The 14,772-nt window shown below is 64.0% G+C and carries 13 protein-coding genes; 5 read left to right on the top strand and 8 right to left on the bottom strand.

Annotated features, from left to right (window positions below; all coding sequences use genetic code 11):
• Window positions 1–1,376, top strand: a 1,376-nt coding sequence (locus FEV53_RS06190) for a bifunctional sulfate adenylyltransferase/adenylylsulfate kinase (RefSeq protein WP_142833944.1), incomplete at its 5' end; no start/stop codon positions are given.
• Window positions 1,377–1,445: 69 nt separating this feature from the next.
• Here the strand turns inward: FEV53_RS06190 and FEV53_RS06185 are convergent.
• From FEV53_RS06185 to FEV53_RS06165, 5 genes are read right to left on the bottom strand one after another with little or no spacing between them, the layout of a single operon-like run.
• Window positions 1,446–2,489: a HesA/MoeB/ThiF family protein gene (locus FEV53_RS06185; protein ID WP_142833943.1), complete on the bottom strand. Its 1,044-nt coding sequence runs from the start codon at window positions 2,487–2,489 to the stop codon at window positions 1,446–1,448.
• Window positions 2,489–2,953 carry a dUTP diphosphatase gene (dut, locus tag FEV53_RS06180; protein ID WP_142833942.1) on the bottom strand — a complete coding sequence of 155 codons (465 nt, stop codon included), beginning with the start codon at window positions 2,951–2,953 and terminating at the stop codon, window positions 2,489–2,491. The genes FEV53_RS06185 and dut overlap by 1 nt, the downstream gene beginning before the upstream one ends.
• Complete coding sequence (gene coaBC, locus FEV53_RS06175) at window positions 2,950–4,143, bottom strand: bifunctional phosphopantothenoylcysteine decarboxylase/phosphopantothenate--cysteine ligase CoaBC (protein WP_142833941.1); 1,194 nt, start codon at window positions 4,141–4,143, stop codon at window positions 2,950–2,952. The genes dut and coaBC overlap by 4 nt, the downstream gene beginning before the upstream one ends.
• A 45-nt stretch (window positions 4,144–4,188) precedes the next feature.
• Window positions 4,189–4,962 (bottom strand): ChaN family lipoprotein, encoded by a 774-nt coding sequence (locus FEV53_RS06170; protein WP_142833940.1) that lies wholly within the window; start codon window positions 4,960–4,962, stop codon window positions 4,189–4,191.
• 1 nt (window position 4,963) lies between these two features.
• Entirely contained in the window at window positions 4,964–5,842 is an 879-nt protein-coding gene (locus FEV53_RS06165) for an RNA polymerase factor sigma-32 (RefSeq protein WP_142833939.1), read from the bottom strand.
• A gap of 180 nt (window positions 5,843–6,022) precedes the next feature.
• Here FEV53_RS06165 and FEV53_RS06160 point away from each other — a divergent pair, with 180 nt between their 5' ends.
• Together FEV53_RS06160 and FEV53_RS06155 are read left to right on the top strand one after the other, a co-directional pair.
• Window positions 6,023–6,724, top strand: a complete 702-nt coding sequence (locus FEV53_RS06160) for a glutathione S-transferase (protein WP_142833938.1) — start codon at window positions 6,023–6,025, stop codon at window positions 6,722–6,724.
• 54 nt (window positions 6,725–6,778) lie between these two features.
• Window positions 6,779–8,293 carry a YifB family Mg chelatase-like AAA ATPase gene (locus FEV53_RS06155; RefSeq protein WP_142833937.1) on the top strand — a complete coding sequence of 505 codons (1,515 nt, stop codon included), beginning with the start codon at window positions 6,779–6,781 and terminating at the stop codon, window positions 8,291–8,293.
• On the opposite strand, the gene gshB is transcribed toward FEV53_RS06155, so the two are convergent.
• The 3 genes from gshB to rsmI all read right to left on the bottom strand — a co-directional run bounded on the left by gshB (window position 8,290) and on the right by rsmI (window position 10,605).
• Window positions 8,290–9,237, bottom strand: coding sequence for a glutathione synthase (gene gshB, locus FEV53_RS06150; RefSeq protein WP_142833936.1), 948 nt, complete (start codon window positions 9,235–9,237; stop codon window positions 8,290–8,292). The genes FEV53_RS06155 and gshB overlap by 4 nt on opposite strands.
• Before the next feature lie 81 nt (window positions 9,238–9,318).
• Window positions 9,319–9,657, bottom strand: coding sequence for a YraN family protein (locus tag FEV53_RS06145; protein ID WP_185962119.1), 339 nt, complete (start codon window positions 9,655–9,657; stop codon window positions 9,319–9,321).
• Window positions 9,658–9,753: 96 nt separating this feature from the next.
• Window positions 9,754–10,605, bottom strand: a complete 852-nt coding sequence (gene rsmI, locus FEV53_RS06140) for a 16S rRNA (cytidine(1402)-2'-O)-methyltransferase (RefSeq protein ID WP_246100741.1) — start codon at window positions 10,603–10,605, stop codon at window positions 9,754–9,756.
• 77 nt (window positions 10,606–10,682) lie between these two features.
• On the opposite strand from rsmI, the gene FEV53_RS06135 reads away from it, so the two are divergent.
• Entirely contained in the window at window positions 10,683–11,861 is a 1,179-nt protein-coding gene (locus FEV53_RS06135; protein WP_142833933.1) for a penicillin-binding protein activator, read from the top strand.
• Window positions 11,848–14,634 (top strand): [protein-PII] uridylyltransferase, encoded by a 2,787-nt coding sequence (locus FEV53_RS06130; RefSeq protein ID WP_281283448.1) that lies wholly within the window; start codon window positions 11,848–11,850, stop codon window positions 14,632–14,634. The genes FEV53_RS06135 and FEV53_RS06130 overlap by 14 nt, the downstream gene beginning before the upstream one ends.
• Window positions 14,635–14,772 lie beyond the last annotated feature (138 nt).

Raw genomic sequence — 14,772 nt, 5'->3', positions numbered from 1 at the left:
TCACCGACAAGTGGAAGCCGAACAAGGCGCGCGAGGCCGAGAAGGTCTTTGGCGCCGACGATTCGGCCCACCCGGCCGTGAACTACCTGCACAACACCGCGGGCGACTGGTATCTGGGTGGCCCGGTGACCGGCATCCAGCAGCCGGTGCATTATGACTTCCGCGCCCGYCGCGACACCCCCAACGAGCTGCGCGCCTATTTCCGCAAGCTYGGCTGGCGCAAGGTCGTGGCCTTCCAGACCCGCAACCCGCTGCACCGCGCGCACCAGGAACTGACCTTCCGCGCCGCCAAGGAAGCGCAGGCCAACCTGCTGATCCACCCTGTGGTCGGCATGACGAAGCCGGGCGACGTGGACCACTTCACCCGCGTGCGCTGCTACGAGGCGGTGCTGGACAAGTACCCGCAATCGACCACCACCATGTCGCTCTTGAACCTCGCCATGCGCATGGCCGGCCCGCGTGAAGCCGTCTGGCACGGGATCATCCGCAAAAACCACGGCTGCACCCATATCATCGTGGGCCGCGACCACGCCGGTCCGGGCAAGAACAGCCAGGGYGAAGATTTCTACGGTCCCTATGACGCGCAGGAGCTGTTCCGCGCGCATCAGGACGAGATCGGCATCGAAATGGTGGACTTCAAGCACATGGTCTATGTGCAGGAGCGCGCCCAGTACGAACCTGCCGACGAGATCGAAGACAAGGATAACGTCACGATCCTGAACATCTCCGGCACCGAGCTGCGTCGCCGTCTGGCCGAGGGTCTGGAAATCCCCGAGTGGTTCTCCTTCCCCGAGGTGGTCCGCGAGTTGCGCCGCACGAAACCGCCGCGCGCCCAGCAGGGTTTCACCGTGTTCTTCACCGGCTTCTCCGGCTCCGGCAAATCCACCATTGCCAACGCGCTGATGGTCAAGCTGATGGAGATGGGGGGCCGTCCGGTGACGCTGCTCGATGGCGACATCGTGCGGAAGAACCTGTCCTCCGAGCTGGGCTTCTCCAAGGAGCACCGTGACCTGAACATCCGCCGGATCGGCTATGTGGCCTCCGAGATCACCAAGAACGGCGGCATCGCGATCTGCGCACCCATCGCCCCCTACGCGACGACCCGTCGCGCGGTGCGTGAGGACGTGGAGCAGTACGGCGCCTTCGTCGAGGTCCACGTGGCGACCACCATCGAGGAATGCGAAAAGCGCGACCGCAAGGGTCTCTACAAGCTGGCGCGTGAGGGCAAGATCAAGGAATTCACCGGGATCTCCGACCCCTATGACGTTCCCGCCAACCCCGAGCTGCGCGTCGAAACCGAAGGCACGGACGTCGACAACTGCGCCCACCAGGTGATCCTCAAGCTCGAAAGCATGGGCCTTATTGCCGGCACCTGACCGACATTCTGAGCAATGACACAAAGCGCCCCCTCTGGGGCGCTTTTTTCGTGCGGTGCGCTGAGTAGTTCATGGGCCGTTGCCGCAAACGGGACAGTCAGCCCGCTTGCTCAGCCGGATCTCCCGGTGCTCCCCCCAGAGCGCATCGTGGAAGGCCATCCGGCCCCGCAGCCCCTGCCCGGCCCCTGTGATCTCCTTGACCGCCTCGGCGGCCATCATCGCGCCGACAATCCCCGGCAGTGGCCCCAGCACACCAGCCTCCGCGCAGGTCGGCGCCAGACCGGCGGCCGGTTTCTCGGGGAACACACAGACATGGCACGGCGTACCCCCCCAGGGGGCGTAGGTGGTCAGTTGCCCCTCCCACTGGCTGAGCGCGCCGGAGATCAGCGGCACACGAGCGGCATGGCAGGCGGCATTCAGGACGCGGCGGGTCTCGAAATCGTCGCAACCATCAAGCACCAGATCATACTCCGCAACCAGATCCTCAGCGATCTCGGCGGTCAGGCGACGATGATAGGGGCGAACCTCCAGAAACGGGTTGATCGCCTCCATCGCCTTTTGCGCGGAGAAAACCTTGGGCATCCCGACCCGGTCGCTGGTGTGGATCACCTGCCGTTGCAGGTTACTGGCCTCCACCACATCGTCATCGATCACACCGATCCGCCCCACGCCCGCCGCCGCGAGATAGAGGAGCGCGGGCGCTCCCAACCCTCCAGCGCCGATCACAAGAACCTTCGCCGATTTCAACCGCGCCTGCCCCGCCCCCCCGATCTCGCGCAGCATGACATGGCGCGCGTAGCGGTCGATCTCACCGGGACCGAAGGTGCCACTATCCCGCTCTTGCGGCCGGTTCTCCGGTCGCACGCGGGTCCGTACCCAGCGCAGGCCCTGACGGTAGGCCAGCACGACCGCAATCAAACCACCCAAAATCAGCCATTCGCTTGCTTCGCCCCCCAAGGCAGCCCGGAGTGGCGCGCCCGGAGGCAAGATGAGGAGCAGCGCGAGCACCCCTAAATACAGGAGACCGAGGGCGATCAGGCGGGCTTGCTTCGGCCAGCCGAGGCGGCCCGATCCGAACCAGATGACGGCGGCCAGCACGAGAGCGAGCAGCATCAGGCCTGACCTGTCGAACCGAAGCCGCCCCGTCCCCGGGCGGTGGCATCAAGGCTGTCCACCTCCTGAAACATAGCCCGCACCACCGGCGCGAACACCGCCTGCGCAATCCGGTCGCCGTGGCGCAGAGTAACAGGCTCCTGCCCGAGATTGACCATCAAAACACCGACCTCGCCACGATAATCGGCATCCACTGTACCGGGCGCGTTGACCAGCGTCAGCCCATGCTTCAGCGCAAGGCCCGAGCGCGGGCGGATCTGCATCTCCATATCCGGCGGCAGCGCCACAGAGAACCCCGTGGGCACCAGCGCCCGTTGGCCCGGCACCAGCATGACACCCTCCGCCCGGTCCTCAGCCCGCAGGTTCGCACGCAGGTCAGCCCCGGCGGCTCCGGTCGTGGCATAGGCGGGCAGCGCGATCCCGGGATCAGCCCAGTCGGCACGGATGATGCGAACGGCCATCATGCGAGCACCTCCGCGATCCGGTCTATAAGTTGTTCGGCCACTACATCCTTGGAGGCGCGCGGCCAGCTTTCCTCACCCTCGGAGGTGACCAGCGTCACCGCGTTCTCGGTCCCACCCATGATGCCGGTGCCTTCGGAGACGTCATTGGCCACGATCCAGTCGCAGCCTTTGCGCAGTCGCTTGGCGCGGGCATTGTCGAGTACGTCATGGGTCTCGGCGGCGAACCCGACCACCAGACCGGGGCGACCTTCGGTCTTTTGCGAGACTGTCGCGAGGATATCCGGATTCTCGGCCAGCTCCAGCTGCGGCAGGGCGCCGTCCTGCTTTTTCATCTTTCTGCCCGCCTCAGAGAGCACGCGCCAATCCGCCACTGCGGCGGCAAATACCGCCGCATCGGCTGGGAGCGCGGCCTCGACCGCATCCAGCATCTGCCGCGCGGTCTCGACCCGGACCAGCGTCACCCCCTCAGGCGGCGGCACATCGGCCGGGCCGGTGACAAAGGTCACTTGCGCCCCTGCCCGCACAGCGGCGCGCGCAATGGCCGTGCCCTGCGCCCCCGAAGAGCGGTTGGCAATGTAGCGCACCGGGTCGATGGGCTCATGGGTGGGGCCGCTGGTGATTAAGAGATGCCGACCGGCGAGTGGGCCATCGGCGAGCCTTGCCGTAATCGCTGCAAAGATCGCCTCGGGCTCTGCCATGCGACCCGGACCGTATTCCCCGCAGGCCATCTCGCCCTCGTCCGGTCCGACAAAGGCAATGCCATCGCGCCGCAACGTTGTGGCATTGCGCCGGGTCGCGGGATGCTCCCACATGCGCACATTCATAGCGGGCGCGATCAGCACCGGCGTATCCGTGGCAAGCAGCAGCGTCGAGGCGAGATCATCCGCGTGGCCGTGCGCCATCTTCGCCATCAGGTCGGCGGTCGCGGGCGCGACGACGACCAGATCCGCTACCCGGCTGAGCTGGATATGGCCCATCTCGGCCTCGTCGGTGAGATCCCAAAGGTCGGAATAGACTTTCTCTCCGGCAAGGGCCGAGACCGAGAGCGGTGTCACGAACTCCGCTCCGGCGCGGGTCAGAACCGGCGTCACATGGGCGCCCGCCTTGCGCAGAAGGCGGATCAGTTCGAGCGTCTTGTAGGCGGCAATACCGCCCCCGACGATGAGGAGAATTCGGCGATCAGTCAGCATGACGCGACCCTAGGCGCGGTCGCACGGCACGGCAAGCACAAGCGCTCAGCGCAAAGCATTGCAGGGATCGCCCTGACGGCTCTCGGGTGGGTCGGTAATCACGACGATATCGGTCGGTGCGTCCGGATTGGGCGCGGTGGACTGGCCCACCGAAATCACCGCCAGATCCGGGGCCGCGCGGCGGATCAAGGCCGGGACACCCCAATCGCTGCGCGCATGACCGCTGCCGGTGATCACGACCACGGGGCCGCCGGTCTCCGCAAACGCGCTCAGCGCCGTACCGGCCAGTGCAGCATCGCGTAACCGCTGCGCCTCGACCATCCCGCTCAGCAAGTCCTTCGGCAGCAATCCGCAATGAGCGGCATCTTGCAATTCTTTTCGGGCATCGAGCTGATCACTTGGCAGCGGTTCGTCGAGCCCAAACAGACTTGGCTCATCTGCCACAGTTGCCGCGCCATTTGTCATGGCCGCGTTCAGGCTGTCGCCATCCAGCTCAGCACCATAAATCCGGGCTCCCGCCGCCGCCTTGAAGATCGGGTCATAGGTTGCGAAGTCGGGCCAGCCACGCTCTTCCCACCGCAGCGCTTTGCCAAGCTCGGCAGCCGGATCGCCCTGACGCTCGGTCGCGACGGCACCGAGATCCGGCGGGACCATTTCGAACACCACAGCCGTTGGCCCAAGATCCCGGACCCACGCGGCTTGATTGTCATGGTGCGCGGGCGCGTCGTGTTCTTCGCCCAGCACGTAGATATCCGCCTCTGGAAGAGGTCCCACCGCTATGAGGATCAGGGCCGACAGGATCGCGATGAACCAGCGCATGTTACTGGAGGAGCTGCCGCACCTCGGCACACTGGCTCTCCAGGATCTTGCGCATTTTGCCAAAAGCGGCCGCCTCAAGCTGGCGCACCCGCTCCTTCGACAGGCCAAGCTCGGTCCCAAGACTCTCCAGCGTGCGGGGCTCGTCACGAAGCTTACGCTCCCGCACGATAAACCGTTCGCGCTCGCTCAGATCCTGCATCGCTTCAAACAGCCAGCCGCGCAGTGTGGCCAAGTCGCGGGCGTGGCTCACCGTTTCGTCCGCCTGAGCCGCATCATCTTCGAGCGCATCAATCCACTGGCGTCCCTCATCCTCACTGGACTGGGTTGCGTTCAGCGAAAAATCCGAGCCCGACAGACGGCCTTCCATCATCTCGACATCGTGGAGCGGCACACCGACTTCCACCGAAATCATATGCCGCATCTGGTGGCGATCCAGGCTCTCGCCCCGTGCAGCGGCTTCTCGCTCCAGACGAGCCTGGACCCGGCGCATGTTGAAAAACAAAGACTTCTGAGAAGATGTGGACCCGGTCCGGACCATGGACCAGTTCCGCATGACGTAATCCTGGATCGAGGCCTTGATCCACCAGACCGCATAGGTTGAAAACCGCACACCGCGATCCGGGTCAAATTTGTCGGCCGCCTTCATCAGGCCGAGCCCCGCCTCCTGAATGAGGTCGTTCATCGGCGCGCCGTAGCGGCGGAACTTCATCGCCATGGATATCGCGAGGCGCATATAGGCCGTAATCAAGCGATGCAGGGCGGCTTCGTCCCGATGGTCGCGCCAAGCATAGGCCAGTCGCAGTTCCGTTTCGGCATCCAACAGCTCAGCCTGCATGGCCCGGCGCGAGAAACCTTGATCCATCATTCCATCGAAAGCCATTTTCTTCTCTCCCCCAACGGCGAAATTCCAGATCGACTTGTGGCGTGCGAGTGGCGCTGCACGATGAGTCCTAAATTCCGCGACGTAACGAAAGTTCCCCGAGATCCCGGAAAAGTTTAACGGACCCTTTGTCAGGACCCTTCCGCGTGCTACGCGCGAACGGTCAAGCGGAGCTCATTTATGTCCTACGAACTCGTCATTTCCGAACCTGCCTATTCGAGCTGGTCCTTGCGTGGCTGGCTGGCGCTGCGCCTCGCCGAAGTTCCGTATGCGCTTCGCTGGACAGAGATTTATGGCTCCCCGCCCCTGCCTGATCAGATCGGCCTGCCTCCGGCGCGCACTGTTCCGGTGCTGGTCTGCGAAGGCGGCGCCGTGGTTCGGGATAGTCTCGCCATCGCCGAAGAGCTGGCCCAGCGACATCCTGACGCGCCCCTCTGGCCTGCAGATCCGGCGCTACGGGGGCTGGCCCGGTCACTCACTGCTGAGATGCATTCCGGCTTTGGCGCCCTGCGGTCAGCCTGCCCCATGAACCTGCGGCAAGCGTGGCAAATGGAACAGCCGGACGATGCAATCAAAGCCGATCTGACGCGGCTCGATGCCCTGTTCACGGATGCACTCAGCCGTTCAGGCGGGCCGTGGCTGGCCGGAGGATACTCGGTGGCCGATGCCTTCTATGCGCCGGTCTGCGCCCGGATCGTGGGCTACGGCCTGCCAGTCGGCAGCACAATGCAAGACTATGCAGCCCAGAACCTCGCTCACCCGCTTTTCGCGGATTGGCGGCGGCTTGCCGCAGAGATCGGACCGGATCGGCACAAGTCGCCCGACGCGCCCTACTGGCAGGATTTGCCGAAGGTCGACTGGACCGCCCTTCTGGCCAATTAACCCTAACGCAAGAGCCCGCTGGTTAGTGTGTCCGTGCCATAAGGGAGCTCGGCCATGGTCACCCGCGCCTTCAGCGTTGCCTTTGAGGGAATCGAAACCCGCGAAGTCGAAATCCAGTGCGCGCTTAGCAACGGCCTGCCGGGATTTACACTTGTGGGCCTGCCGACCAAGGCTGTCTCGGAGGCGCGCGACCGGGTCCGCGCCGCGCTGACGGCGCTCTCGATTGCGCTCCCGTCGAAACGGATCACAGTGAACCTGTCACCCGCAGACCTGCCCAAGGAAGGCTCCCATTTCGACCTGCCCATCGCCCTCGCCCTCCTCGCAGCGATCGGAGTGCTGCCAGCAGATGCGGTCGAGAGCGTGACCGCCTTGGGCGAATTGTCCCTCGACGGTCGGCTCATCGGAGTGCCCGGCGCACTCCCGGCGGCGCTCCACGCGGCGGGGGAAGCGCGCGACCTGGTCTGCCCGCAGGGCTGCGGCGCTGAGGCGGCGTGGCTCGATCAGGTGCGGGTGCTGGCTCCGGCGACTCTCCTTGATGCAATTCAGCACTTTACCGGCCAGAGGGTCCTGTCTCCTGCAGATCCGGGCGAAATCCGGGACACGCCATGCACCCTCGATTTGCAGGATATCCGTGGCCAGGAACGCGCAAAGCGCGCAGCCGAGATCGCCGCCGCCGGTCGCCATCACATATTTCTGGTGGGACCGCCGGGGTCGGGTAAATCCATGCTGGCCCGCCGCATTCCCGGCCTTCTGCCACCCCTGACGCCAGCCGAAGCGCTGGAAACGTCGATGATCCACTCGCTCGCGGGGCTAATCGAAGAGGGCGGCATCAGCCGCACCCGCCCCTTTCAGGAACCGCACCATACCGCGTCGATGCCCGCCATCGTCGGCGGCGGCAAGGGAGCCCGGCCCGGTCAGATCAGTCTGGCCCATAACGGCCTTCTTTTCATGGACGAATTCCCGGAATTCGCGCGGCCTGTTCTTGAAACACTCCGTCAGCCGATTGAGACGGGCGACGTGGTGATCGCACGCGCAAACGCCCATATCCGCTACCCCTGCCGGTTCATGCTGGTGGCGGCGGCCAATCCCTGCCGCTGCGGACACCTCACCGACCCGACGCGTGCCTGCGGCCGCGCGCCTGGGTGTGGCGCAGATTATCTGGGGCGGATCTCAGGTCCACTACTCGACCGGTTCGATCTGCGTCTCGAACTGCCACCGGTGACAATCTCCGATCTGGATCGGGCGCCCGCAGGCGAAAGCACCCGGACGGTGGCAGCCCGGGTGGCCGCAGCCCGCGCACGCCAGATGGCGCGCTACGCGGATATCCCTGGCATTCTGTGCAACGCCGATATCCCGGTCAGCTTGCTCGACGCGGTGGCGCGACCGGACGCCGAGGGGCGCGCGCTACTGGTCAAAGCAGCCGACCGCCTGGGACTGAGTGCCCGGGGCTATCACCGGATCCTGCGGGTCGCGCGAACCATCGCCGATCTCGAAGGCACGGCGGAGGTTCGCCAGCCCCACATTGCCGAAGCGCTGTCCTATCGGTTGGTCCTGACGCCCGGAGGTTAGCCGCGCGTGGCCAGTCGTGCTTCGATGGCGTCCCAGACCTTGCCCGCAATGTCACCACCGTTGAAGCGTTCCATTTCCTGAATGCCCGTCGGCGAGGTCACATTGATCTCGGTGAGCCGGTCACCAATCACGTCGATCCCGACAAAAACCTGCCCGTGTTCGCGCAGGGTCGGACCGATCGCTTCACAGATCTCGCGGTCCCGCGCGCTCAGCTCAACCGGTTCGGCTCGCCCGCCTACATGCATGTTCGAGCGCGTCTCACCCTTTTGTGGCACGCGGTTAATGGCGCCCACCGGTTCACCGTCAACGAGGATGATCCGCTTGTCTCCCGCAGAGACGGCCGGCAGAAATGCCTGCGCAATCAGAGGCTCCCGATTGATCCCCGCGAACATTTCATGGAGCGAGTTCAGGTTGCTGTCTCCGGGCTTCAGCCGGAACACACCTGCGCCGCCATTTCCGTAAAGCGGTTTGATGATGATGTCCCCGTGCCGCTCCCGGAAATCGCGAAGCTGGCCCAGATCGCGGGCGATCATGGTGGGGGGGATCAGGTCGGGAAACTGCAACACCAAGAGCTTTTCAGGGAAATTCCGCACCCAGAATGGATCATTCACCACCAGCGGACCATCGGCGAGATCCAGCAGGTGCGTAGTAGTGATATATCCCATATCGAAGGGCGGGTCCTGCCGCAGCCACACCACGTCGAATTCAGACAGAGCGACTTCGCGGGTCTCACCAAAGGTAAAATGGTTCCCCTTTTCGCGGCGAACTTCGAGATCGTGACCGACCGCCAGCACCTCACCCTCGCGCCATACGATCTGATCAGGCAAGTAGTGAAACAGCTTATACCCGCGGGCCTGCGCCGATTCAGCCAGGCGAAATGAGCTATCGGCGTCGATGTTGATCGGCGCGATCGGGTCCATCTGAAAGGCAACAGTGCGGGTCACGGGGGGCGGCCTCCTTGGTGTGGTCGCCCACATGTGGCCCGAAGCCGCCCGCACCGCAAGGGATCGCAGGGTCGTCGACGCTTAGACAAAAGCGTTTTCGAGGATTTTGATGCGCCCGGTCCCGTCAACGAGGGCCGCGTCGATGCGACAGATACACTCCTGCGGCACGGCTTGCAGGGCGTGATACTCAGCAACCGCAGAAAACAGACGATGGCGCGGATGCTCGGCCAGACGATGCAATGCCAGATCATGGGTCCGAGCGCGCTTCACCTCAACGAAGATCAAGGCCGGAGGCGCGTCAAAAATCAGATCGATCTCGCCACCCTGACCCCGCCAACGGGCAGCGACAAGGCGGTGGCCCTGCGCCTCGTAAAGCCGCGCCACCTGATGCTCTGCCGCGCGCCCACCCGCATCGGCCATAGCGCCTTGTCGTTGCCGTCGCCCCTGCTGCCCTGACGTCACCATCCTGCCCCCATCCGGTAGGGTGAGGTTTACGGGGAAAGTCTTGCCGCCTGATTAATCTGCGCCGGATTCTGACGCGAGCTTCAGCGCCAGTTGATAGACTTGTCGCCGGGGGACGGACGCCGCTTCGGCCACCACGCTGGCAGCGTCCTTGACGCTCATCGACACAAGCGCCTGTCGCAGAGCTGTCTCCAGATCCGCGGCCCCAGTCTCGGAGCGATCACGATCCACGACTACCACGATTTCGCCACGCGGTGGGTCATCGGAAACGCTTTGGACAAGCTCGGACAGCGTCCCCTGCCGCACTTCCTCGAAGCGCTTTGTCAACTCACGGCACAGAGCCGCCTGTCGGTCACCAAGATGCTCGTGCAGAGCCGACAGCATCTGTCCGATCCGGCTCGGCGCCTCGAAAAAGATCAGCGTCGCCGGGACCGCGGCCAGATCTTTCAGGACGGAGCTACGGGCACCGGCAGCCGCGGGGAGAAACCCCTCGAACAGGAACCTGTCGCTGGGCAGCGCCGAGAGGCTGAGGGCCGCCAGCGCCGCGGATGGACCGGGGGCAGTGGTCACCAGATGCCCGGCTTCCCGGACAGCGCGCGCAAGCTGATACCCGGGATCCGCCACCAGCGGTGTCCCTGCATCGGAGGCGTAGGCCACCGATTTGCCTTCGGACAATGCCTTGAGAATCACGGGCCGGACCCGGTCACCGTTGTGATCGTGATACGCTATGAGCGGACGTCCGCTCAGATGAATGCCGTGGATCTCCATCAGATGCCGGAGTGTCCGTGTGTCTTCCGCAGCCAGAAGATCGGCGCTTCCAAGCACGTCAAGCGCCCTCAGCGTGATGTCACGTGCAGCGCCAATGGGCGTTGCGACGAGGTAGAGACCGGGGAGCAAGGAGGTCACGGCAAGGCTTTCGATTTACAGGGCGCAGCAGCTTTCATAGTAAGGACCCCGATAGTTATTTTGCGAAGGACCCTCACATGTTCGCCCGTATCTTCCGGTTCCGCAAGCAGGCTGCCGCCCTGCTCATGATGGCTTCTGTTGCCGCCTGCGGCAATATTTCTGTTGGCGGTGGCGGGTCCGGCGGCGTGAAAGGCCCGCAAATCGAACCCGGTCAGCCTGTGCGGGTGGCCCTGCTGATCCCCAAAAGCGACAGTTCCGCCGCACCCGTGGCCCGGTCGCTGGAAAACGCGGCCCGGCTCTCCATTGCATCACTCCAAGGGGCAAAGATCGACCTCAAGGTGTATGACACCGCTGGCACCACGGCGGGTGCAGCCTCCGCGGCGCAATCCGCCCTTGCCGATAACGCGCAGATCATCGTTGGGCCGCTTTATAGTCAGTCCATCGGTGCGATCACACCGGTGATCGCTTCGCAAAACCTCAACATCCTGTCCCTGTCCAACAACGCGTCTGTCGCGGGGGGCAACGTCTTTGTGATGGGTCAGACCTTCGACGACACCGCTAACAGGCTCGTTCGTTTCGCAAAGAGCCAAGGCAAAAAATCGGTCGCTGTCGTTCATGGCGGCGACGTCTCGGGCCTGGCCGGTCGGGATGCCATCGTGAAGGCGTCTCAAGGCGCGGGCCTGAAGGTGGCAACCGTACAGGGGTACACGCTGTCGCAGGAGAGCATCACCGGGAAAGGCCCGGCCATTGCGGCAGCAATCAAGAGTTCGGGCGCTGAAACCGTGTTCCTCACCGCCAGCGTGAACGCCGACCTGCCGCTGATCAGCACAACGCTGCCTGAGAACGGTGTCTCGCCGAGCCAGACGCCGGCCTTCGGGCTGACCCGCTGGAACGCGATCCCAGAAGCACTGGCTCTGCCGGGTCTGCAGGGTGGTTTCTTCACTCTGCCCGACACCAACGCCACCAACGATTTCGAGAACCGCTACCGCGCGGCTTACGGCTCTAATCCGCATCCGATCGCGGGCCTCTCCTACGACGCTCTGCAAGCCATTGGCACGCTGGCGGCCGCCGGTCGTCGGGATGCGGTGTCCGGATCGGCCCTCACCCGGAGCGGCGGCTTCCGCGGCGCTTATGGTGCGTTCCGCCTGAAGGGAGACGGCACCACCGAGCGCGCTCTGGCCGTGGCTCAGGTGCGCAACAACTCCGTTGCCGTCATCTCCCCGGCCCCGAGCAATTTCGGCCGTGCCGGTTTCTGAGACCGCTGGTCCCGATGACAGTCACCGGCTCCCTTCGGAGCTGGTGGTTCCCGAGGAGGTGTTGTTTCGCCCCGAGGCCGTCATGGCCGAGATCCTCGCGGTTGCCGGAGAGGATCCGACCGCTGCCGTCATCCGCAAAGCTGCCGTCCAAGTCCTTAAGGCAACTCTGAAAGACGGGCGCGCCGCCATCGCGGAGGCCTTTACCGCCGACCCGAGGGCCTCGCGGGCCACGGTGTCCTCCTATTCGTGGCTCACCGATCGTGTGGTCAACACGGTTTATCAGGTGGTCACGACCCATCTGCATCCGAACCCAAACCCGACGGAAGGCGAACGCATCGCCGTTCTGGCCGTCGGCGGCTACGGGCGCGCCGAGATGGCGCCCTTTTCTGACGTGGACCTTCTGTTCCTGCTGCCATGGAAAATGACCGGCTGGATCGAGAGCGTGGTCGAGTCCACGCTCTATATCCTCTGGGATCTCAAGCTGAAAGTCGGTCATGCCAGTCGCACGGTCACCGAATGTATCCGGCTGGGACGCGACGACATCACCATCCGCACTGCACTGCTCGAACACCGGTATCTTTGCGGTCATGGCCCTTTGGCCGAGGAGCTGTCGGAGACTTTGTGGAGCGACCTCTTTACCGGCACCGAAGCCGAATTTATCACCGCCAAACTCGCCGAACGCTCGGACCGTCACAAGAAACAGGGCGGCCAGCGCTATGTGGTCGAGCCGAATGTGAAGGAAGGCAAGGGCGGCTTGCGCGATCTCCAGACGCTGTTCTGGATCGCCAAATACGTCAATCACGTTCAGGACGTATCCGATCTGGTGGGCACCGGCACCTATTCTGCCGAGGAATTCGAGAAATTCATCAAGGCCGAGAGCTTCCTGCTCGCAGTCCGCTGCCACCTGCATCTGTTGACCGGGCGTGCCAGCGATCAGCTGACCTTCGATCTGCAAATCGAGGTCGCCGACCGCATGGGCTACACGGATTCCAAAGGACGCCGGGCAGTCGAGCATTTTATGCAGGACTTCTTTCGCCATGCCACGCGGGTCGGCGAACTCACACGGATTCTGCTGACCGCGCTGGAAGTGTCGCAAAAGAAAGAAGCCCCCGGTCTGCTGGGCCTCCTGCGCCGTCGCCGCACCAGAAAGGGATATGTGGTTAAGCACGGTCGGCTGGACTTTGCCGATCCTGACAGCGCCATGGACGACCCGCTGAACATCCTGCGGATCTTTGACGAAGCCCTGCGCACCGGCACGCTGCTGCACCCCGAAGCCATGCGCCTGATCTCAGCCAATCTCGACCTGATCGACGACGCCTATCGCACCAGCGCGGAAGCCAAGCGGATCTTCTGGCGGCTCCTGCTGACCCACGGCAACCCCGAACGGGCGCTCAGGCGAATGAACGAACTGGGGCTCCTGTCGGCTTTCATCCCCGAGTTCGAGCCCATTGTGGCGATGATGCAGTTCAACATGTATCACCATTACACGGTGGACGAGCATACCATTCAGGTGGTCACCAACCTCGCCAAGATCGAGGCGGGCGAACTGGTCGAGGACCTGCCCCTGTCGAGCCGGATCCTTGAAGAGGGCGTAAACCGCAAGGTGCTCTATGCCGCGCTGCTGCTGCACGATATCGGCAAGGGCCGAGACGAGGATCACTCGGTTGTCGGTGCGCGTATCGCCCGCAAGATCTGCCCGCGCCTGGGGCTGAGCAAGGCCGACACCGAAACGGTGGAATGGCTGGTGCGCTATCACCTACTGATGTCCGACATGGCGCAAAAACGCGACCTCTCCGACCCGCGCACCATCCGTGACTTCGCCAAGGCGGTGAAGACCCGCAAGCGCCTCGACCTGCTAACGGTCTTGACGGTCTGCGACATTCGCGGCGTGGGACCCGGCGTCTGGAATAACTGGAAGGCCCAGCTCCTGCGCGACCTTCACCGCGAGACCGCCTACGCGCTGGAAAACGGCATGGAGGCCTTAAACCGCGAGACCCGCGGCGAAGAGGCCCGCAAAAGGCTGCGCGAGGCGCTGGCCGACTGGCCCGCCAAGGACCTGCGCACCGAGACACAGCGCCATTACCCGCCCTATTGGCAGGGCCTCAGGCTGGAAGCCCACGAGACCTTTGCCCGACTCTTACGCAATATCGGTGATGACGAGATCCGCATTGATATCCAGGCCGACGCCGACCGGGACGCCACGCGGATCTGCTTTGCGCTGGTGGATCACCCCGGTATCTTCTCACGCCTTGCAGGCGCTTTGGCTCTCGCAGGGGCGAATGTGGTGGATGCCAACACCTACACCTCCAAAGACGGTTACGCGACGCCGATCTTCTGGGTGCAGGACGGGGACGGCCACCCTTATGACCCCACCCGGCTCGACCGCCTGCGGAGGACGATCAAGAAAACGCTGGCGGGCGAGGTCATTACCTCCGTGGCCATGGAGACCCACGGCAAGATCAAGAAGCGCGAACGGGGTTTCCGCGTGCCGACCTCGATCTCCTTCGACAATGAAGGCTCCGAAATCTACACCCTGATCGAGGTCGATACCCGCGACCGCCCCGGCCTCCTGCACGATCTCACGCGGGTGCTGGCGAATAACAACATCTCGATCACCTCCGCCATCATCGCCACCTATGGTGAGCAGGCGGTGGACACCTTCTACGTCAAGGACATGTTTGGCCTGAAGATCCACACCGAGGCGAAGCAAAAAGCGCTGGAAAAGAAACTGCGGGAAGCAATTGCCAAAGGGGTCGAGCGGGCGGGGGCGTAAGGCGTCCCTTCGAAAGGGCCGTTATCTTTGCGCTGATGACGAACCGGCCGCTTTTCGTCAATCTCAGGCGCCCGAGTGCCCCCCCTTCCCAATCGCCGCGAACTTGCTGTAGGCACCGCGCAACAAAGCGTGGGGGAG

Source organism: Palleronia caenipelagi (assembly GCF_007004065.1).
Lineage (GTDB): Bacteria > Pseudomonadota > Alphaproteobacteria > Rhodobacterales > Rhodobacteraceae > Palleronia > Palleronia caenipelagi.
Note: the sequence above shows the minus strand (reverse complement) of the source record. Positions and strands in the feature narration are given on the sequence as shown.